Source organism: Sphingobium sp. LF-16, from assembly GCF_003711185.1.
In the GTDB taxonomy this organism is placed as follows: domain Bacteria; phylum Pseudomonadota; class Alphaproteobacteria; order Sphingomonadales; family Sphingomonadaceae; genus Sphingobium; species Sphingobium yanoikuyae_A.
This window is the reverse complement of record NZ_CP029335.1, coordinates 3068343-3088073: the sequence shown is the minus strand read 5'-3', so window position 1 is coordinate 3088073 and position 19731 is coordinate 3068343. Positions and strand designations below refer to the sequence as shown.

General features: G+C 65.3%; 25 protein-coding genes. 15 read left to right on the top strand and 10 right to left on the bottom strand.

The features are described 5' to 3' along the window. The first annotated feature begins 43 nt into the window (after positions 1–43). Both DIZ22_RS14295 and DIZ22_RS14290 read left to right on the top strand, forming a co-directional pair. Positions 44–913, top strand: coding sequence for a class I SAM-dependent methyltransferase (locus DIZ22_RS14295; RefSeq protein ID WP_010339621.1), 870 nt, complete (start codon positions 44–46; stop codon positions 911–913). Between the two features lie 166 nt (positions 914–1079). After that, positions 1080–1346 (top strand): endonuclease domain-containing protein, encoded by a 267-nt coding sequence (locus tag DIZ22_RS14290; protein ID WP_010339622.1) that lies wholly within the window; start codon positions 1080–1082, stop codon positions 1344–1346. A 61-nt stretch (positions 1347–1407) separates the two neighbouring features. Here DIZ22_RS14290 and DIZ22_RS14285 read toward each other — a convergent pair whose 3' ends face one another. Together DIZ22_RS14285 and DIZ22_RS14280 are read right to left on the bottom strand one after the other, a co-directional pair. Then, positions 1408–2154, bottom strand: a complete 747-nt coding sequence (locus DIZ22_RS14285; RefSeq protein ID WP_010339623.1) for a glutaminyl-peptide cyclotransferase — start codon at positions 2152–2154, stop codon at positions 1408–1410. Then, entirely contained in the window at positions 2151–2888 is a 738-nt protein-coding gene (locus DIZ22_RS14280) for a folate-binding protein YgfZ (RefSeq protein WP_010339624.1), read from the bottom strand. Before DIZ22_RS14280 ends, DIZ22_RS14285 begins: the two co-directional genes overlap by 4 nt. Before the next feature lie 69 nt (positions 2889–2957). Between DIZ22_RS14280 and DIZ22_RS14275 the strand changes: the two genes are divergently transcribed. Further along, on the top strand, positions 2958–4289 hold the full coding sequence (locus DIZ22_RS14275; protein WP_010339625.1) for a dihydroorotase: 1332 nt from the start codon (positions 2958–2960) through the stop codon (positions 4287–4289). Positions 4290–4474: 185 nt separating this feature from the next. On the opposite strand, the gene DIZ22_RS14270 is transcribed toward DIZ22_RS14275, so the two are convergent. From DIZ22_RS14270 to DIZ22_RS14255, 4 genes are all read right to left on the bottom strand, one after another. Then, on the bottom strand, positions 4475–5083 hold the full coding sequence (locus DIZ22_RS14270) for an outer membrane beta-barrel protein (protein ID WP_010339626.1): 609 nt from the start codon (positions 5081–5083) through the stop codon (positions 4475–4477). Positions 5084–5254: 171 nt separating this feature from the next. Further along, on the bottom strand, positions 5255–5482 hold the full coding sequence (locus DIZ22_RS22255; protein WP_010339627.1) for an excalibur calcium-binding domain-containing protein: 228 nt from the start codon (positions 5480–5482) through the stop codon (positions 5255–5257). A 781-nt stretch (positions 5483–6263) separates the two neighbouring features. Then, complete coding sequence (gene rarD, locus DIZ22_RS14260) at positions 6264–7160, bottom strand: EamA family transporter RarD (protein ID WP_199909709.1); 897 nt, start codon at positions 7158–7160, stop codon at positions 6264–6266. Between the two features lie 2 nt (positions 7161–7162). Beyond that, positions 7163–7384 carry a hypothetical protein gene (locus tag DIZ22_RS14255; RefSeq protein ID WP_004208594.1) on the bottom strand — a complete coding sequence of 74 codons (222 nt, stop codon included), beginning with the start codon at positions 7382–7384 and terminating at the stop codon, positions 7163–7165. A 162-nt stretch (positions 7385–7546) separates the two neighbouring features. On the opposite strand from DIZ22_RS14255, the gene DIZ22_RS14250 reads away from it, so the two are divergent. The 5 genes from DIZ22_RS14250 to DIZ22_RS14230 all read left to right on the top strand — a co-directional run bounded on the left by DIZ22_RS14250 (position 7547) and on the right by DIZ22_RS14230 (position 11323). Continuing rightward, positions 7547–8293: a hypothetical protein gene (locus DIZ22_RS14250; RefSeq protein WP_029548006.1), complete on the top strand. Its 747-nt coding sequence runs from the start codon at positions 7547–7549 to the stop codon at positions 8291–8293. A 140-nt stretch (positions 8294–8433) separates the two neighbouring features. Continuing rightward, positions 8434–8799 carry a hypothetical protein gene (locus DIZ22_RS14245; RefSeq protein ID WP_010339630.1) on the top strand — a complete coding sequence of 122 codons (366 nt, stop codon included), beginning with the start codon at positions 8434–8436 and terminating at the stop codon, positions 8797–8799. Beyond that, complete coding sequence (locus DIZ22_RS14240) at positions 8789–9040, top strand: hypothetical protein (protein WP_234415716.1); 252 nt, start codon at positions 8789–8791, stop codon at positions 9038–9040. Before DIZ22_RS14245 ends, DIZ22_RS14240 begins: the two co-directional genes overlap by 11 nt. A gap of 86 nt (positions 9041–9126) precedes the next feature. Next, entirely contained in the window at positions 9127–10035 is a 909-nt protein-coding gene (locus tag DIZ22_RS14235; RefSeq protein WP_010339632.1) for a LysR substrate-binding domain-containing protein, read from the top strand. A gap of 268 nt (positions 10036–10303) precedes the next feature. Next, on the top strand, positions 10304–11323 hold the full coding sequence (locus DIZ22_RS14230; RefSeq protein WP_010339633.1) for a fatty acid desaturase family protein: 1020 nt from the start codon (positions 10304–10306) through the stop codon (positions 11321–11323). Positions 11324–11341: 18 nt separating this feature from the next. On the opposite strand, the gene DIZ22_RS14225 is transcribed toward DIZ22_RS14230, so the two are convergent. After that, complete coding sequence (locus DIZ22_RS14225; protein WP_010339634.1) at positions 11342–11920, bottom strand: Lrp/AsnC family transcriptional regulator; 579 nt, start codon at positions 11918–11920, stop codon at positions 11342–11344. Between DIZ22_RS14225 and DIZ22_RS14220 the strand changes: the two genes are divergently transcribed. The 7 genes from DIZ22_RS14220 to DIZ22_RS14190 all read left to right on the top strand — a co-directional run bounded on the left by DIZ22_RS14220 (position 11919) and on the right by DIZ22_RS14190 (position 17116). After that, positions 11919–12881 (top strand): DMT family transporter, encoded by a 963-nt coding sequence (locus DIZ22_RS14220; RefSeq protein ID WP_010339635.1) that lies wholly within the window; start codon positions 11919–11921, stop codon positions 12879–12881. The two genes, DIZ22_RS14225 and DIZ22_RS14220, sit on opposite strands and share 2 nt — an antisense overlap. 44 nt (positions 12882–12925) lie before the next feature. Then, complete coding sequence (crcB, locus tag DIZ22_RS14215; protein ID WP_010339636.1) at positions 12926–13312, top strand: fluoride efflux transporter CrcB; 387 nt, start codon at positions 12926–12928, stop codon at positions 13310–13312. Beyond that, on the top strand, positions 13309–14679 hold the full coding sequence (locus DIZ22_RS14210; RefSeq protein WP_010339637.1) for an RluA family pseudouridine synthase: 1371 nt from the start codon (positions 13309–13311) through the stop codon (positions 14677–14679). Before crcB ends, DIZ22_RS14210 begins: the two co-directional genes overlap by 4 nt. Before the next feature lie 10 nt (positions 14680–14689). Beyond that, positions 14690–15349: an HAD-IA family hydrolase gene (locus DIZ22_RS14205; RefSeq protein WP_010339638.1), complete on the top strand. Its 660-nt coding sequence runs from the start codon at positions 14690–14692 to the stop codon at positions 15347–15349. Further along, complete coding sequence (locus DIZ22_RS14200) at positions 15346–15600, top strand: hypothetical protein (RefSeq protein WP_004208582.1); 255 nt, start codon at positions 15346–15348, stop codon at positions 15598–15600. The genes DIZ22_RS14205 and DIZ22_RS14200 overlap by 4 nt, the downstream gene beginning before the upstream one ends. Next, positions 15597–16292, top strand: a complete 696-nt coding sequence (locus DIZ22_RS14195) for an ATP12 family protein (RefSeq protein ID WP_010339639.1) — start codon at positions 15597–15599, stop codon at positions 16290–16292. The genes DIZ22_RS14200 and DIZ22_RS14195 overlap by 4 nt, the downstream gene beginning before the upstream one ends. Before the next feature lie 98 nt (positions 16293–16390). Then, positions 16391–17116: a hypothetical protein gene (locus tag DIZ22_RS14190; RefSeq protein WP_048937444.1), complete on the top strand. Its 726-nt coding sequence runs from the start codon at positions 16391–16393 to the stop codon at positions 17114–17116. Positions 17117–17161: 45 nt separating this feature from the next. Here DIZ22_RS14190 and DIZ22_RS14185 read toward each other — a convergent pair whose 3' ends face one another. Genes DIZ22_RS14185 through DIZ22_RS14175 form a run of 3 tightly spaced genes read right to left on the bottom strand, consistent with a single transcriptional unit; the run spans position 17162 to position 19684 of the window. Continuing rightward, positions 17162–17845 carry a murein L,D-transpeptidase catalytic domain family protein gene (locus DIZ22_RS14185; RefSeq protein WP_010339641.1) on the bottom strand — a complete coding sequence of 228 codons (684 nt, stop codon included), beginning with the start codon at positions 17843–17845 and terminating at the stop codon, positions 17162–17164. A 52-nt stretch (positions 17846–17897) separates the two neighbouring features. After that, positions 17898–18218, bottom strand: coding sequence for a hypothetical protein (locus DIZ22_RS14180; RefSeq protein WP_010339642.1), 321 nt, complete (start codon positions 18216–18218; stop codon positions 17898–17900). Positions 18219–18223: 5 nt separating this feature from the next. Then, complete coding sequence (locus DIZ22_RS14175; RefSeq protein WP_017500103.1) at positions 18224–19684, bottom strand: L,D-transpeptidase family protein; 1461 nt, start codon at positions 19682–19684, stop codon at positions 18224–18226. Positions 19685–19731: the final 47 nt, after the last annotated feature.

Genomic DNA, 19731 nt, shown 5'->3' with positions numbered 1-19731 from the left:
ATCCCCTCTCGACAGGAGCGGCGCAAGAGACGATGAGGCCGAAATGGAACTCAAGACTCTCATCGGCGAACCCTGGTCCGACTATGGCCTGATCGACTCGGGCAACGGTCGCAAGCTCGAACGCTATGGCCGTTTCCGCTTCATCCGCCCCGAACCGCAGGCGATGTGGGCGCCGGCGACCGAAGACTGGCGCGCCGACGGCGAATTCATCCCCGGCTCTGACGAGGATGGCGGCGGCCGCTGGTATTATGACAAGCCGGTCCCGGCCGAGGGCTGGCCGCTGCACTGGAAGGAAGTGACCTTCCAGTCGAGCTGTACCCCCTTCCGCCATCTCGGCTTCTTCCCCGACATGGCGCCGGTGTGGGATTTCATGCGCGCCAGCACCGCCGACAAGCCCGAGGCCGAGGTCATGAACCTGTTCGGTTATACCGGCGTCGGGACGCTTGGCATGTCGGCGGCCGGCGCGCGCATGGTCCATGTCGATGCGTCGAAGAAATCGGTGGCGCAGGCGCGGGCGAACGCCGACCTGTCGGGCATGGGCGGCCGGCCGATCCGTTGGATCGTCGAGGATGCGGCCAAGTTCGTCGCGCGCGAAGTGCGGCGCGGCCGCCGCTATGACGGCATATTGCTCGACCCGCCCAAATATGGCCGCGGCCCCGACGGCGAAGTGTGGCGGCTGGAGGAGGATCTGCCGGGCCTCATCGCCAATTGCCGCCAGTTGCTGGACGCGGACAGTCGCTTCCTGTTCCTCACCGTCTATGCGGTGCGCATGTCCGCGCTGGCGATCGGCGAATTGCTACGCCAAGCCTTTGCCGACCTGCCCGGCGAGGTGGAAGCGGGCGAACTGACCGTGCGCGAGGAAGCCCGCGGCCTGCTGCTCCCCACCGCCATCTGGGCGCGCTGGAAGCGCTAAACCGCCTATAAGCCCTCTCCCGTTTACGGGAGAGGGTTGGGTGAGGGCTTTTCTACGACTGCCCTCATGATAGACTCTGCCAATGCCCAGCATCGGCCCGACCAGTCCCAACGCTTCACGTCTGCGGCGCAACGCAACTGAATGTGAGCAACGGCTATGGGCCGTCTTGCGCAATCGCCAGCTTGAAGGTTTCAAGTTCCGGCGCCAGGCGACGGTCGGGCCATTCGTGGTCGATTTTCTCTGCGCCGAATATCGCTTCATCGTCGAGATCGATGGCGGGCAGCATGATGAACGGACGGATGCGTCGCGCACGACGCAGCTGCAATCGGCGGGCTATGTGATCCACCGGTTCTGGAATCATGATGTGGTCGAGAATTTCGACGGCGTGGTGGAGCGGATCAGGCTGGAATTGCTTGCCGTTCGAGAGACGTAAGCAAGAAGACCCTCACCCAACCCTCTCCCGCCTGCGGGAGAGGGCTATTACGCGCGTTGCCTTACTTCCCGACCTTGATTTCGAACAGTTTCGGCCAGTTCTTGCCGGTGATGAAGACGCGGTCGGTCTTCGCGTCATAGGCGATGCCGTTGGCGACGGCTTCGCTGTCGGTGACGCCGGCCTGCTTGCGCAGCGGGGCGACATCGATCCAGTCGATCACGCCGCCGCTGCGCGGGTCGATCCGGGCGATCTTCGTGTCATACCAGACATTGGCCCAGATCTCGCCCTTGACCCATTCCAGCTCGTTCAGCCGATCGACCGCGCGGCCGTTCCAGGTGACGGTGATGCGGCGCTGTTCGTTCAGCGTCTCGGGATCGAGGAAGCGCAACTGCGCGCTGCCGTCGCTCATGATGATCGACCGGCCATCCTGGGTCAGGCCCCAGCCTTCGCCTTCATAGCGGAAGGTGGAGAGGGGCGAGAAATCGTCCAGCTTCCAGACAAAGCCCTGGCGGTGGCGCCAGGTCAGGCTGACCAGCTTACCGCCCCAGTTGACGATGCCCTCGCCGAAATAGGGCTGCTCGACCACGCGGCGCTGTTCGACTTTGCCGGTCTTGAGCGCGACCTTGCGGATCTCCGACTGGCCTTCAAGGCCGGTGCTCTCATAAAGCGCGCCGTCGAGGTAGAAGAGACCCTCGGTGAAGGCCGCCGGATCATGCGGATAGGCCTTGACCAAAGTCCAGGGGGTTTCCGCCCCGGCCGGCGCGGTCAGGGTAAGGGCGCAGGCGAGCGCCAGCAGCCCTTGCCTCATTCGGCGGCCTGCGCGGCGATCGCGGTGGCGAGCCAGGCGGGCAGGGTGGCGGGGGCGATCGCCTCCACCCGTTGCAGTTCGATCGAGAGGCCAAGGTCGGGCAGGGCGGCGCGCTGGCGCTTTTCGTCGGCCTGTTCCAGCGGCACCGCGACCAGCCGCCGGTTCACCTTGTTGCGATAATGCATGCGGGCGGTGTTTTCCTGACCGACATAGCAGCCCTTGTCATAATCGACGCCGTGCAGCTCCTCGGCATTGGTTTCGAGCCACAGAATCTGGTCCTGCCCCAGTTCCGCCGCGCCTTCGAACACCCCAAGCGACAGCCGATGGGCGCGGAACGCGGCGGCGGCGTCGCCATCGCTCGCCGGCGCCAGCCAGCGCGCGCCCAGTTCAGGCAGGCGCGGGTCGCGGGGTCTGTCGGCGGCATCGAGCGCCCAATGCACCGCCAGCGACTCGTCGCGGGCAATCACCACCTTGCGGCGCAGCCGGTATATGGTCAGCCGCTTGGCCAGCGCATCTGCCTGCGCCGCCTCGCAGTCGATCAATATATCGCCGTCATCGCCCCACAGGATGAAGTCGAACAGCGCCTTGCCCTGCGGCGTCAGCAGCGCGGTCCAGCGCGCTTCGCCGTCTTTCAGCGTCAGCACGTCGCGGGTCAGCAGCCCCTGCAGGAAGGGACGCGCCTCTTCGCCGGAAATGCGCAGCACCGCGCGGTCGGTAAGGGTGGTATCGGTCATCGGCTTTAGGTAGGACGGCGGCACGACTTCGCCAAGCGGTTCGCGCGAACAGCAGACAGGAATATCGCCATGACCCAGACCTTCGACATGATCCTCAAGAACGGCACCGTCCATACGCCGGGCGGCGCGGAGCAGGTGGATGTGGGCGTGCGCGGCGGCAAGATCGTCGCCATCGGCACCAGCCTTGGCGATGCGGGCGAAGTGATCGACTGTACCGGCCTTGACGTGCTGCCGGGCTGCATCGACAGCCAGGTGCATTTCCGCGAGCCGGGGCTGGAATATAAGGAGGATCTGGAATCGGGCAGCCGCGCCGCGGTGCTGGGCGGCGTCACCGCCGTGTTCGAAATGCCCAACACCAATCCCAATACCGACACTGCCGAGCGGGTGCATGACAAGCTGAAGCGCGCCCATCACCGCATGTGGTGCGACCATGCCTTCTATGTCGGCGCGACGGCAGAAAATGCCGAGCAGTTGAAGGAACTGGAGCGCATTCCCGGCACGTCCGGCGTCAAGATCTTCATGGGCGCATCGACCGGCAGCCTGCTGGTGGATGATGACAATGCGCTGGCCCGCGTGCTGGCGTCGGGTACCCGCCGCGTCGCCATCCATGCCGAGGACGAGACGCGGATGAACGCGCGCAAGGATTATCGGGTCGAGGGCGATCCGTCCTCGCATCCCGTGTGGCGCGACGATGAAAGCGCGATGATCGCGACGAAGCGGATCATCGCGCTCGCCCGCAAGGCGCGCCGCCGCATCCACATCCTGCACGTCACCACCCCGGCGGAGCTGGAATATATCGGCCAGAACAAGGATGTCGCGACCTGCGAAGTCACACCGCAGCATCTGACCCTGGCCGGCGAGGATGCCTATCCGCGCCTGGGCACCTATGCCCAGATGAACCCGCCGATCCGCAGCGCGGCGCATCGCGACGGCCTGTGGTTCTGGCTCAACCAGGGCGTGCCCGACGTGCTGGGCAGCGACCATGCGCCGCACACGATCGAGGAAAAGGCGAAGGTCTATCCCGCCTCGCCCAGCGGCATGCCGGGCGTGCAGACGCTGGTGCCGCTGCTGCTCAATCATGTCGCCGAAGGGCGGCTGACGCTGCGCCGCTTCATCGAACTGACCTCGTCGGGGCCGCAGCGCGTGTTCGGCCTCACCTGCAAGGGCCGGATCGCGCTCGGCTATGATGCCGACTTCACCGTGGTCGACCTCAAGAAGAAATGGACCGTCGGCAAGGATTGGCTCGCCTCGCGCTGCGACTGGTCGCCGTTCGACGGCATGGACCTGACCGGCAAGGCGATCGGCACCATCATCCGCGGCAACCGCGTGATGTGGGAAGACAGCCTGGCCAATCAGGCGGTCGGCGAGCCGGTCCGGTTCGAGGCGACCGAATTCAACTGATCGGGATCAGGCCGTCGCCACCGACGGCCTGCAGCCCCCTCCCGTAAACGGGAGGGGAATGGCGGGAAACCACCCATCTCAGACATGAAAATGGCCCTGACCATCCGAAGACGATCAGGGCCGCAAGTCGTACGGAAAAGAATTCCGGGCCGGTCGCTCAGCCGCGTTCGCCGAGCAAGATCAGATTAGAAGCGGAAACCGCCCGTTACCGCGATCTGATGGCGCGACGCGGCGATGCCGGTGTTGAAACCGTCATAGCTGTAATTGCCATAGTCGCTGTAGCGATATTCGAGACGGGCAAAGTTTCCTGCGTTCGCGAATTCGATGCCGCCGCCGACGCGGTAACCGTCAAGGTTGTCGCCTTCGCTGGCGCTGTCGCCATCATAGCTGACCGAGAGCTTCGCGCGGGCGTTGGTGTAGCCGCCCTTGGCATACAGCATCAGGTTCTGCGACACCGGGAAACCAAGGCGCGCGCCGACATAGAGGTCGCGGCCAGCCGACAGCTTCCAGCGATCGCCATCGACAAGAACGTCGGTTGCGGTTTCCTTGACGGTGGAGTCGCTGACTTCACCTTCAACGCCGATTACCAGAGTGCCGATGTCATAGTCATAGCCAGCGGTCAGGCCATAGAGGAAGCCGCCCTTGCTATCGTCGAGATCGTCGTAGGACAGATTGACACTGTCATAGCCAACGGTCGCACCGACCTTAAAACCGCCGAAATTCGAGGCTTCCTGCGCGTATGCGGGAGCCGACACAGCAGCCAGAGCGGCCGCCGCGAAAAGAACGTTCTTCAAATTACAAACCCCTGATATTGATGCACAAAGTTATCGTGCGACCCTTGCTGGCTCAAATAGGGGGTGAAGCCGTTAGGGCAACCTTGGTTTCGTTTCCAAACCGTTTCGAGGATGGATTGTGACAATTATGTCGCGTTGCGATTTGTCGGGATGGATTGACGATGATTGGGGTTATCGTCCCCGATATGGCTCACATGCGATGCCATCCCCGTCGCCATCCATATGTGCCCCATAGCCCGGCTGCCCCCGGTGGATTGGCGCAGCGCCGGCTGCACGGGCGTCGGCGCAATTCCGATACGACCATGTTCCCGACCCCGTTGGAGTTTGGGCGCGTGGGCTGCGCTGAGGAGTGGCGCTAGAACCTGAAGGCTGCTGGGCGTCCAGTTCGTCCGCCGACATCGGGCGATCCCGGATCGTGTCGCGGGTCGGTCGCCACTCTGATGTGACTTCGTCGGCGGCGCTGGCTTCGGGGACCGTCGTTGAGGAGGACATGTATCTGCTACCACCGCCCACGGCGACGCCGACCAGCCCGGCGACCGCAAACGACTTCAAGGCGAAATTGTTACGCATGTGGGGCATATTGTCGATCGAGAGTAAAGGATCGGTTTGCATTCGAGGGCGGTGCCGATCCGGTGCCCCATTGGCGCGACTCGCTTTGATGGGAGCCGTGCTGCCGCGCGGCGGTCAGAGGGTTTCCGGCTTTGAAGTGGGGGGCCTGCCAGCGGGCCTGTTCGAGATTGCATCAGTGATATGGATAGCCATGGGACAAGCGCGAGGCGGCGTGCCAACGATTATGTCCAGTATCAAACATTCTCTTCCAAAACCCGTCAGTCCGCTTCCCACCCATTCCGGCCGCCCCGATAAAAGCCCTGTCCTACAGCCATGTGCCCGGTATAAACTTCCGGCCGGCTCCTTCCTATCGTCAACCCATTCTATTCCGGTCGTTTTTTCCGATCGGCCCAATATCCCTCATGGCGCACACGCGTAAACTTCCACGCGCTTGCAGCTAAGGCATTGAAAAGATGTTGTTATGATCGGGGCAAAACGTCATCGGGCAGCCGCTATCGCCGCCTGATCGGCATAGTTTCGCCTCTTGCGACCAAGTAATCCCGCTGTTTGGGCCTTTTCGCCCACCATGCACGCCCATCCGCTACCCTGAACGGGTCTGTCCAGACCGGGGTCAGGCCGTGGCCAGCCGGTTGCGGCGGGCGGCGGCATAGCTGTCGCTGGCGAAGAGGATGAGGCCCAGCCAGATCAGGCCGAAGCTCAGCATCTGCCCCTGGCTCAGCGTCTCGCCCAGCAGCACCACGCCGCACAGAAATTGCAGCGTCGGCGCCAGGTATTGCAGCAGCCCCAGCGTCGCCAGCGGCAGGCGCTGGGCGGCGGTGGCGAACAGCACCAGCGGCACGGTGGTGACGCCGCCGGCCAGGATCAGCAGGCCGGTGGTCGGCACGTCCTGGCCAAAGCTGATGCCGCCATGGCCCGACAGCCAGATCAGGTAGCCGATCGCGGGTGCGACCAGCAGCAGCGTCTCGACGCCGAGGCCCGTCATCGGCGCAATCGGGGTGAGCTTGCGGATCAGGCCATAAAGGGCGAAGCTGATCGCCAGCGCCAGGCTGATCCACAAGGTGGTGAGCGCGGCCGCAGCCAGGATGGCGACGCCGATCGCGGCGATCGCGATCGCCAGCATCTGTCCGCGCCGCAGCCTTTCCTTGAGTATGACGACGCCGAGGCCCACGCTGACCAGCGGGTTGAGGAAATAGCCCAGGCTGCAGGCGACGACATGGCCGTCATTGACCGCCCAGACATAGACCAGCCAGTTGATCGCGATCATCACCGCCGATGCCATCAGCGGCAGGACCAGCCGGGGCGTCCGCAAGGCGGTTATGAAGGCCGCCAGTCCCTTGCGCGCGGCCAGCAGCACCAGGATCAGGATGACCGACCAGATCACCCGCTGGGTCACGATCTCGATCGGGTCGACATGATGTAGCAGGCGGAAGAAGAGCGGCAGCATCCCCCAGATGCTGTAGGTGCCGATCGCGGCGATGACGCCCTTGCGGGCTTCGCTTTCCGCTATGGTCACAGGATTCCGCCGCCCAGGAACAGGCGCAGCGCGCCGAAGGCGGCGACGATCAGGCAGAAATTCTGCCCGCCCTTTTTCGACGACATCAGGCCGATGAAGGCGCCGAACAGCGCCATCGGCACCAGCAGCCAGTTGAGCGCGCCGAGCAGCGGAAACACCGCCGGGATCATCAGGACAAGGGTGACAAGACCGATCAGGGCTGACAGAAGGTTGAGCATAGTCCGACTGATGGCGGCTTTGCTGTCCCGGAACAAGACAAGCGACCATGCCACCCTGCAGAAACTGGCCCTGCGATGGGGTAGGGGCGTCTATGCACCCTGAATGCGAACGGAAAGTCCCGCTATCCGTTCTATGTGCCGGGTTATGAAGGAGCGAGGCGGATGGCGATTTCCAGACAAGTTGGTGTGATGGCGTTGCTGCTGGCGCTCGCGGCCTGTGGCAAGGGCGGCAAGGACGGCAATCTTGCCGCGCTGGACGACCAGTTGACCAACAATGCCGCGGACCCGGCGGTCAAGGGCGCGCTGGCCGATGATATCGTCGTCGATCCCAATCTGGTCGGCCAGTCGAACCGCAATGCCGTGCGCAGCGCCGATCGTGCCGCCAATGGCGCATTGCCGGTGCTGAGCGGCGACGCCGGCAAGGCGCAGGCGGAAGCGGCCAAGCTGGTCGGCGGCAAGCTGCTGTCCGCCCCGGCGCCGGTCAGCGGTCCGATCAAGAACAGTCCGATGACGCTGGGCGGGCTGGCGCGCGAACAGGCGCAACTGGGCGGCGGGGGAAATGCCGGCTGCGCCAAGAAGCTGGTCTATGGCATGCAATGGGCCAGCCGCATGCCCGATCCCTTCACCCTCTATCCCGGCGCGCAGCTGACCGAGGCGGCGGGTGCGGAGAAGGATGGCTGCACCCTGCGCGCGGCGAGCTTCGTGACGCCGGTGCCCAAGCAGGGCGTGATCGATTATTATTATACCCAGGCCCGCCGCGCCGGCTTCGATGCGGAACATCGCATCGTCGAGGGCGACAATGTGTTGGGCGGCACGCGCAAGGCCGATGGCAGCGCCTATTTCATCGTCTTCACCAATGCGCCGGGCGGCAAGACGGGCGTCGACATCATCGCCGACCACGGCCGATAAGCGTAAGGGGGGCTTCGCCCTCTTTTGCTGCACAGGGTCGCTTTGTTTCCAAAACGGAAACGATCTGTCGTCCTTTTGCCGGCTACAAGCCCGACCCGTGCATCGCTACATCCCCTGCAACAACAGGTGGGATCAAGGCGATGCAACACTCCGTCTTCAACCGGGCCGATACGGCCAATGACAATGTCGGCGAACCCTTTGACGCGCAGGAGCGCCAAGTGCTCTGGCTGGCCGATAGCGATCCGGCCAGTTCCGTGCCTTCGGTCCGCGCGCCGCTCGGCCGCTTGCGCAGCTTCCTGCGCGGCCCGGAACCGACCTACACCCTGGCCAATCCGCGGCTGGAAACGCTGCGCCAGAGCGCGATCATCCTGCGCACTGGCCGGTCGCTGACCGGCGAGGAGCTGGAGGCGTTCGATGCGGCGGGTTTCTCGCGCGAGCAGCTCGACCTGCTGCGCGTGCTCTACATGACCGGGGATGCCCGGCGGGCGGTGGTCCGTGCGGCCTGATCCTTCAGGCGGCGCGTTGCGCCAGCCGCCGATGCAGGCGCTGGAGATGCTGCGCGCATTCCATCTGGCGCATCCGCGTGTCGTCACGCGGCTGGCGCTGTTCTTCCTGATCCTGTTCGTGGAAATCGTCTTGTTCAGTGGCATCAACGGCATGGTCGATGATCTGCTGGTCTCCTTCGTGGCGACGGTCGCGGCGTCGCTGCTGTTCCTGCCGATGATGGTCAGCGGCCAGGCGCGGTGATCGTGGATGCCGCGCCCGGCTGGCGCCAGCCGGGCGGAGCGTGTAGCACCGGTCCGACGCGGAAGGAGAGCGGACGGGACGGCGCCATGGATCTGGATGATTTGCGCAGCTTTGCCCAGGTCGTGCGCCATGGCGGCTTCAGCGCGGCGGAGCGCGCCACCGGCGAACGCAAGGCGAAGCTCAGTCGCCGGGTTGCGCGGCTGGAACAGGTGCTGGGCGTCCGCCTGATCGAGCGATCGACCCGCAATCTGCGCGTGACCGATGTCGGCCGCGAAATCTATCGCCAGTGCGAGACGATCGCCGAGGGGATCGACGCCACCCAGGCGATCGCCGCGCGTGCCCGGTCGCAGATCAGCGGCAATCTGCGCATCGCCTGCCCGCCGGGGCTGGCCCGTTATCTGCGCACCGATGTCTTTGCCCGGTTCCTGCTGCTCTATCCCGACGTCCATCTGGAAATGCATATCAGCAGCCAGCGGATCGACCTGATCCAGGAACGGTTCGATGCCGCCTTTCGCGTGGATATCGACACCGTGCATGATCAGGCGCTGACGATGCATCAATTGGGACGGCTGGACCGCATATTGGTTGCCGCGCCGGCGGTGGCGGCGCAGGTCGCGGCAACGACCATCGCCAGCCTTGCCGACCTGCCGACGCTGAGCGTGGGCGAGCATGTCGAACATGATGAGTGGCTGTTGATGAACGGGCAGGGGCGACAGCATGTCGTCGCCCATCATCCCCGATTCTGCAGCAATGATTCAGCGACGGTGCGCGATGCGGCGGTGGCCGGGCTGGGCGTGGCGCTGCTGTCGTCAGCGGCCTGTTCGGTCGAGCTGCAACAGGGACGGCTGGTGCATGTCCTGCCCGACTGGCGGACCAGCGAGGGCATCGTCCACGTCCTCTTCACCGCGCGCACCGGCATGTCGCCGACCCTGCGCGCGTTCATCGACTATGTCGCGGAAAGTTTTCCGTCGCTGACGAGCGGCCCGCTGGCCTGAATGGCCGTCAGCGCAAGCCGGCTTCCTTGGTCAGGCTGTACAGCCCGCCGACGATCAGCCCGAGCGCCAGCATGTGCGCCGAAAATTCGAAAACAATATCAACCATCATCGATCCCCACCGATTGGAAGCGATCCTTCTGCGGCCATGCGCCTAACAAGCCGTTAATGCTGATGGGAAAGAGGGGCGCCCGGCACGATGCTTGACGCTTGTTTGTCCCGATCATAGCATTGGGGCCAAATTTGGTGGAGCGTTCGGAGACTGGGTTCCATGGAAGAAAATGTCCAGGAACGTGGCGCCGGATACCGCTATTCGCGGCGTGCGACCCTGCCGTTGATCCGGCAATTGTCGGTCGTGCCCAACTGGCGCAACGCGCTGCTGCTGGCGCTGCAATGGGCGGTGATGATCGCCGCCTGCGTGATCGCGATCCGGGCCGATCGCTGGCCGGCCTATCTGATCGCCGGCATCGTCATCGGCACGCGGATTCAGGTTCTGGCGGTGATGATGCATGAGGCCTGTCACGGGATGCTGTTCAGCAACCGGCGCGTCAACGACCTGATCGGCGACCTGTTCGTTGCCTATCCGCTCGCGCTGAGCATCGATCTCTACCGTGTCGCCCATATGGTGCATCATCGCCATACCAACACGATGCGCGACTATGATTATCGGGTGCAGCGCAAGGATGCCGACCAGCATTTCCCGAAAAGCGGGCGCGCCATGGTCGTGCTGCTGCTGCGCAGCCTGTCCGGCCTCAACTATTATCGGGCGGCGCGGGCGGCACGAATCTGGTCGCCCTTGTCCAATTTCCACAATCCGATGCGCTTCGGCTTCGATTTCCGGCTGGCGCTGCGCGTCCGCTACATCGTCTGGGCGGTGCTGGTCTATGGCGCGATCCTGTGGTCGCCCTGGCGCTGGCAGATATTGGGGCTGTTCATGATTCCCCAGTTCATCTGGGCCAATGTGTTCAACCGGTTGCGGGCGATGGCGGAACATAATGGCGTCACCGACGAGACGGAAATCCGCGGTACCCGCACCGTCATCCCGACCCTGATCGACCGGATCCTGATCGGGCCGCTCAATGTCAGCTATCATCTGGAACATCATCTGTTCCCGTCGGTGCCCTGGCATAATCTGCGCCGCTTGCACCGGCATCTGATGGCATCCGATCCGCTCTATGCGCGCGATGCGCACGTTACGCAGGGCTATTGGGGGGTGATCCGGGAATTGATGCCGCCGCCTGCGGTCAGTGGTCCCGATCGGCAGCAGGTTCCGGTCGAGACGAATCCGTAATTCGAAGGGGCGCACGGATCAGGGAATGACCAGTTCCATCCCCGCCTTCACCCGGTTGAGCGCCAGATAGCTGTGATAGCTGGCGACCGATTCATTTTCCGCGAACAGGCGGCGGGTGATCGCTTCATAACTGCGCATGTCGGGTGCGACGATCAGCATGATGAAGCTGCGGCCGCCGGTGACATAATAGCATTGTTGCACTTCGGGCGCGTCGCGGAACAATTGCTTGGCCTTGTCGACGCGCGCCGCCTTTTCATCGACCAGATTGACCTCGACGATCGATGTGACGCCCAGGCCCACCTGATCGGGATCGACGATCGCGACATTGCGCACGATCACGCCGCTGCGCTCCATCGCGGCGATGCGGCGCTGCACGGCGGCGGTCGACAGGTTGACCGCCTCCGCAATTGCGCGCTGGGGCATGCGGGTGTCGCGCTGGATCAGGCGCAGAATCGCCCGGTCGAAATGGTCGATCTTGGTGGTCTGGCTCATGAAATGAGTAATTGTTGCATTTGACCGGCCAATCAAGAGCGCCTTTCTCATGTCGATGATGATATTTCCCGTCACCTGAATTTTCGACAGGCGGAAGGCGAGCATGAACCAGTCACGAGCATCCGGCGCGATCCTGGCCGGCATCTTTTGCGGTATGGGAGCAGGGGCGCTCTGGGGCCTCGTCTTCCTGGCGCCTGAGATCGTGCCGGGCTTCAGCCCGCTTGAACAGGCGATCGGCCGTTATCTGGCCTATGGGCTGATGTCCGTGCTGCTGGTTGCGCCGCGCTGGCGGGCGATCCGGCCGCTGCTGACGCCGCGCATCCTGTGGGCGCTGGCCTGGCTCGCACTGGCAGGGAACCTCTTTTATTATGTGCTGCTGGTGAGCGCGGTGCAGATGGGGGGCATTGCCATGACCTCACTGGTGGTCGGCTTCCTGCCGGTGGCGGTGACCATCGTCGGCAGCCGGCAGGCCGGCGCGGTGTCGCTGCGGCATCTGGCGCCGTCGCTGCTGCTTTGTGTCGCGGGTGCGCTGTGCATCGGCTGGCAGGCGATCGTCATGCCGGGCGGGGGCGCGGTGGCGACGCGGATCATCGGCTTTGCCTGCGCGGTCGGGGCGCTGATTTCCTGGACCGCCTTTGCGATCGGCAATGCCCATTGGCTGCGGCGGATGGACGGTATCACGTCGCAGGACTGGAATTTCCTGATCGGCCTTGCCACCGGCGCGCAGGCGCTGCTGTTCCTGCCGTTGGTGCCGTGGCTGGGCAGTGGCACGCATGATGCGGCCGACTGGACCCGCTTTGCGGCTGTCGTGATCGCTGTCGCTCTGTTTGCCTCGATCGTCGGCAATGCGCTGTGGAATCGCATGACCCGGCTGCTGCCGCTGACCATGGTGGGACAGATGATCCTGTTCGAAACCGGCTTTGCCCTGCTCTATGGTTTCATCTGGGAAGCGCGGCTGCCGACGCCCTTGGAGGGCACGGCATTCGTGTTGGTGATCCTCTCGGTGCTGAGTTGCATCGCCGCCCATCGCCGTCCCGTCCCGGCGGAGGCCAGCATCGCCGCCTGAATGCGTCCTTTCCCCTTTGGCGGAATCGCGATAGGGCGACAATCATGACCAATATCTTCCTTGTTATGGGCGGCGGCGCGGTTGGCGCGGCGCTGCGTTATCTGCTGGGGCGGTTCGCCGGGCAGATGGCGCCCGGCGCGGCCTGGCCCTGGGGCACTTTTGCCGCCAATCTGATCGGCGGTTTCGCCATGGGCCTGCTCGCCGGATGGCTGGCGCGTGGCAGCACGGCGTCGGGCGAACCGATGCGGTTGCTGCTCGGTGTCGGCGTGCTCGGCGGTTTCACCACCTTTTCCTCCTTCAGCCTGGAGACGATGCTGATGATCGAGCGCGGCCAGATCGGCCTGGCGCTGGGCTATGCACTCTTCTCGCTGGTCGGCGCGGTGGCCGCGCTGGCGCTGGGTCTTACGGTTATGCGGAGTGTTGCGGCATGAAGGGGCGTCCTCCCGGCAAATCCGGCGGTCCGGCACGGGGCGGCAAGCCCGGCGGTAGCAGCGCGAAACCCGGCGGCCGCAGCGGCGCGCCCGGTCGCGCCCGCGGCGGCGCCAAGGCGGCGAGCGCGCGCAAGCAGGATGGCGACCGGCCGTTCAAGTCAGGCGGCAAGCCCGGCACCAAGTCAGTGGGCAAGCCTCGCACCAAGGCCCCCGTCGCCAAGGCGGCGACACCGACCCCGGCGGTCGCGGCCAAGTCCAATCCGGCCAAGGGCGTCAGCCTGGACGTGCGGCAATATCGGGTGCAGGCCGATGACGATGGCATCCGCCTCGACCGCTGGTTCCAGCGGCATCTGCCCGATGTCGGCTTCAACATCGTGTCGCGCTGGTCGCGTACCGGCCAGTTGCGTGTCGATGGCGCCCGCGCCGCGCCCGGCGACCGCATCGCCGAAGGCCAGATGATCCGCGTGCCGCCGGCGGAGCCCAAGGTGGCGGCGGCCGACAAGCCCAAGCGCGTCCGCGTCATCGACCTGACCGAGGACGAGATCGCCTATGTCCAGGACATGGTGATCCACCGCGACAAGCAGGCGATCGTCATCAACAAGCCGCCCGGCCTCGCCACCCAGGGCGGGACCAAGACCGACGAGCATGTCGACCGGCTGCTCGACGGGCTGATCTTCGACGCGGAATCCCGGCCCAAGCTGGTCCATCGCCTCGACAAGGACACGTCGGGCGCACTACTGCTCGCCCGCTCCAGCCGCTCGGCCGCGCATTTCGCCAAGGCCTTTTCCAGCCGCACCGCGCGGAAAGTCTATTGGGCGATCGTCATCGGCGTGCCCAGCATCGACGATGGCATGATCGAACTGCCGATCACCAAGCAGCCGGGCACCGGCGGCGAGAAGATGCATGTGGACGAGGAAGAGGGCCTGCCCGCCCGCACCCGCTATCGCGTGATCGAGCGCGCCGGCAATCGCGCCGCCTGGGTCGAGTTGCAGCCCTATACCGGCCGCACCCACCAGTTGCGCGTCCATATGGCGGCGATCGGCCACCCGCTGGTTGGCGACGGCAAATATGGCGGCAAGGACAGTTTCCTGTCCGGATCGATCAGCCGCAAGATGCACCTCCATGCCCGCCGCATCCGCGTCGACCATCCCGATGGCGGCCGCATCGACATGAAGGCGGAACTGCCCGAACATTTCCTCAACAGCCTGGTCGCGCTCGGCTTCGACCTGTCGCTGGGCGATATGCCGCTGGATGACGAGATCGACCGGACGCCGACCCGCGAGGACGAGAAGAAAGCGGCCCGCGCCCATGCCAAGCAGATCCGCAAGGGCCGGCGCGGCGAACGGCGCGGTCGCGGCGAGAAATAAGGGGCGGGGCATGAGCAACCGCCTTGCCGTCTTCGATTGCGACGGCACGCTGGTCGATAGCCAGCACAGCATCTGCACCGCGATGGCCCATGCCTTCGAGGGCGAGAAGCTGACACCGCCCGACCGGCTGGCGATCCTGTCGATCGTCGGCCTGTCGCTGCCCCATGCGATGGCCCGGCTGCTGCCCGATGCGGAGCCGGACTATCACCAGTTGCTGACCGATCGTTACAAGGCGGCCTTCCACGCCCTGCGCAGCGCCAATGCCGTGTCCGAACCGCTCTATCCCGGCATGGCCGACCTGGTGCGGGCGCTGGACGGCGATGGCTGGCTGCTGGGCGTCGCCACCGGCAAGTCCGATCGCGGCCTCAACCTGTGTCTTGCCCATCATGATCTGGCGCATCATTTCGTGACCCTGCAGACCGCCGATCGCCACCCGTCCAAGCCGCACCCTTCGATGCTGCTGCAGGCGATGGCGGAGGCGGGCGCGGTGGCCGAAACCACGGTGATGATCGGCGATACCCATTTCGACATCGACATGGGGCTGGCCGCCGGTACCCGCGCGATCGGCGTCGGCTGGGGCTATCATGCGCCGGCCGAACTGGTGCAGGCCGGCGCCCATGCGGTGGCGATGGACAGCGACGAATTGCGCCGCCATATCGACGCGCCATGAACGACATGCCTCCCATCCCGCCGGTCGACCCGGAAAAGATCGCGCGCCAGCGCCATTTCGCGCTTGGCCTGTTCCGCCTGTCGGGTGCCTTCCTCGTCATGTTCGGTTTCCTGGCGATCATGCAGCGCTTTTCCTGGGTACAGGGCGACAAGGCCAAGGCGTTCGGCCTGATCATGGTCGTCGCCGGCCTGTTCCAGTTCATCATCGTGCCGCGCCTGATGCTGGCCCTGTTCAAGCGGAGCCGCCCGTGAAGCGTTTCTACAAGGATGTGACGGTCGAGCCGGTCGAGGGCGGTTTCGCGATCCGGCTGGATGGCCGCCCGGTGCGCACGCCGGCCCGCGCTGAACTGGCGCTGCCCAATGCAGTGCTGGCGGAGGCGGTGGCGCAGGAATGGCGCGACCAGGGCGAGACGGTCGATCCGGCGACGATGGCGTTCACCGGCCTTGCCAATGCCGCGATCGACCATATCGCCGGCAACCGCGCGAAATTCGCGGCCGACATTGCCGAATATGGCGGCACCGACATGCTCTGCTACCGGGCCGAGGGGCCGGAGGCGTTCGTCGCGCGTCAGGCCGCCGCCTGGGATCCGCTGCTCGACTGGGCGAGTGCCCGGTACGACGTTGCCTTCGTCACCACCCAGGGCATCATCCATGTCGCCCAGCCCGACGCGACGCTGGAACGGCTGGCGGCGGCGGTGGACGGACTGGATCCCTTCACCCTGGCCGGCCTGTCGCGGCTGGTGACCTTGAGCGGCTCGCTGGTCTGCGGCCTGGCGGTGCTGGAAGAGGCGTTCGACGCAGATTCCGTATGGGAAGCGGCCGAGATCGACGAGCGCTGGCAGGCCGAACAATGGGGCGAGGATGCCGAAGCGCTGGCCCGTTCGGCGCGCCGCGCGGGCGAGTTTGCCGTGGGTCGAGCCTTTTGCGGGATGGCACGAGCCTAGGGGGCTGGGAACGGGACCGCTCGTTCGTTCATTCTTGTGTTGGCGGATGCCCTGACTGCATCCGCCACATTGGATCAACGACCAGGGAGACCCTGACCTTGCAGTCCCGCCTTTTGGTTCCTGCCTTTCTTGCCCTTTCCACCCTCGCCGCACCGGCCCTGGCACAGGATGCCCCGGCAGCCAGCGCTGCCCCCGCCGCCGGCCAGATGACCCCCGAACAGATCAACGCCTTCAACCAGGCGGTGACCGATTTCACCGCCGGCCAGACCGCGCTGCAGGCGGGCGACAATGCCACCGCCGCAACCAGATATGAGGCGGCGATGCCCGCCATCCGCACCGCGGTGGAGGTCGACCCGACCAAGATCGACAATGTCAATTTCCTCGCCAACGCGCTTTATGCCGATGCCGCTGCCCAGGGCGCGCTCGGCAAGATGGACAAGGTGATCGCGCTTTATGGCGAATCCCTGCCGCACTGGCGCAAGGTGGTGGAGGCCAAGCCCGCCGATGCCACCAGCCGCAATATCCTGGCCGGTATCCTGATCCAGTTGGGCAACCAGAAGCTGGGCGCGCAGGACAAGGCCGGCTCCGCGCCGCTCTATCAGGAAGCGCTGGGCCTGGCCCGCAAGTCGGCGGCGGCCAATGCGGCCGATCCGGTGACGAAGAATATCCTGCTGTCGGCGCTGATCGGCGCCAGCCAGGCGACCGACGATGCCGCGCTCAAGACCGAAGCGGCGACGATGAGCAAGGCGATGCTGGCCGACGGTTCGGTCGATGCGTCGAACAAGCCTGCCGCCCAGGCGCTGAGCGGCGTCAAGGCCGGCTGAGCATGAAGAGGCCTCGCCCGGTGATCCGGGCGGGGCCTTTGCCGGTCAGGCTTCGACCATGCCGGTAATCTTGTTGGCATAGACCATGCGGCCCGGCCCCAGCATACCCAATACCTGCGGCACCATGTGGCGGGCGAGCGCGAAACAGCCCTCGCTGCGGCCGCACTTGCCCCAGGCAGCGACATGGTCCTCGCTGACATAGTCGGCGCCATGGATGACGATGGCGCGCATTTCGGCATTGTTGTTCTGCGGATCGAGCCCCGCCAGCCGCATTGACCGGCCATGCTGGCCATCATAGACGGTCAGCGTCTTGTAGGCGCCCGACGAACTGGCAAGCGAATTGGGCTCGTTGGAAAAGCTCTGCAGCCAGCCCGAATGGCCCGGATCGGACCCGCGGCCGTGCGACACCAGATAGCTGTTGGCCTGGCCACCGATCAGGTCGACGATATGGAACCGAAATTCCTTCGACGGCGCGTTGAAGTCGGCGATGGCGATGCGGTCGCGCAGGGTGAAGTCGCGCGCATGCTGGTCGAGCGCGGCCTTCGCCTCTTCCAGCAGCAGCGCATAGGGCTTGCGCGAAAAAATCGGTGCGGCCGATGGAGTCGCGGGAACCGGAGGGCGGTTCGCGGGTTCAGGCGCTACCGGTAGTGCGGCCTTGCCAACACTATCGGTCAAAAACGAGAAGGCGAGTCCGCTTAAAGCGAACTTCGTGAATTTGCGGCGATCCATGTGCCGTCTATAACAAATCAACGCCCCCGCTCCAAGACGGGGGCGCCCTTCGTCACAGGCTGCTATTGCCCGCTTCGTCCGCTCCCTGGCTCCCCTCGCCGTTTTCGCGCAGGCGTGAGGTCATGCCGCTGGCTTCGGCATCATCCAGAATCTGCTGCTGTTCCGACACGGACGGCGGCGGTGCCGGAGTCGGGGTGACGACATTTTCCGGCTCGGGCGGCAGCGCTTCCGGCTCGTTCACGATGACATTCTCGACCGGCGGTTCGACCAGATTATTGGTCGCCGGGGCTTCCTCTTCCTTCTGGCCGCAGGCGGCAAGCAGCAGCGCGCCCGACAGGGCGGCGAAGGTCAGGGGGCGGGCAAAATGGCGCATGGGGATCAGTCCTTGGCTGCGGGGGCGGTCGAATTGACCGCAGTGGGGTCGACGCGGCGGCTGGAGGCCTCGATCTTCTGGGCCAGCAGCTTGTCCCAGTCATAGGGATCGGCGCGGAAGTTCATGGTGCCGTTGCTGCTGGCAAAGGCGGTCCAGTAGAGCAGATAGACCGCGACCTGCGAGGGCAGCGACACGCGCTGGGTCTTGTTGGTGTCGATCAGGCTCTGGATCTGGCCCGACAGGCTGGGATCGCTCGCCACCATGAGTTCGGCCAGCGATACCGGCTTTTCCAGGCGGATGCAGCCATGGCTGGCAAGCCGGTCATAGCTGGAGAATTTCCCGCGCGAAGGCGTGTCGTGCAGATAGACGGCGAAGGGATTGTTGAAATCGAACTTCAGCCGGCCGAGCGCGCTGTTGGGACCGGCGGGCTGGACGATGCGCTCGCCGCCCTCGGGCGTCTTCACGATCTTGTAGCCCTGCTTGGCCAGGGTTGCGCGGCCCTTGGGGAACAATTCCTTCCTGGCGATCGACATCGGCACGTTCCAGGGCGGATTGACCACGATGGAATGGATGTTCGACGACAGCATCGGCGTCTGGTTAGTCGGGCTGCCGGTGACGGCGCGCATCGATGTGACGGGTTCGTCGCCCTGGAACACGGTCAGCACGGCGGCGGCGATGTTCACCTGGACGCGGTTTACCGGCAATTCGCGCGGCATCCAGCGCCAGCGTTCCATATTGGCCATGATCGCGGCGATGCGATCATCCACCGACACGTTGAGCGCGGTCAGGGTGCGTGCGTCGAGCAGGCCGGTGGGGTTGAGGCCATAGCGGCGCTGCGCGCGTTGCAGCGCGGCGGTCAGCGGCTCGGTGCCGGTGACGCTCTTGTCCTCCAGCGCCAGGCGGGCGCGCACGACATCGGCCGAGGCGCCGGCCGACAGGCTGGGCCAGCCGCCGGTGTCGCGGATCTTCTCATAGGTGGCGAGGCCCTTGCGCAGCCCGTCATAGCCCGAATAGGGCGGGGTCAGGCTGGCGGCCCATTGCGGCAGCCGATCCTCGGCAATCGCCTTGGCGAGCGAGGGGCGCGGATCGAAGGCGGCAGGGCGCAGCGCCCAGACCTCCAGAAAATCGGCGGTATCGACCCGGCCGGTGCTGAGCGCGCGGCCGCGATCCAGCAGTGCGTTCAGCAATTGCTGCCCGTGCATCGGCGCGGTCGGCTTGCTGCGCGCCATCAGCCCTTCGGCCATGCCGCTCTTGAGCCATTCATTCGCCCAGTCATCCTGCGCCTGGGACAGGGCAGGCAGCGGCACGGGCGGGGGCATCACCGCCATCGGCGGAGGCAGCACGACCTGGCCGGCCGGCGGCGCGCTCTGGGTCGGTGTCACCGCCGGTGGCTGCGCGACGGCCGGGATGGCGGCGGCGGCCAGCAGGGGCAGGGCGAGGAAACGGATCAAATCGGGACGGTTCATGCTGGACCAGATAGCGCAAAGCGGCCATCTATCAAATCGCGATAGCG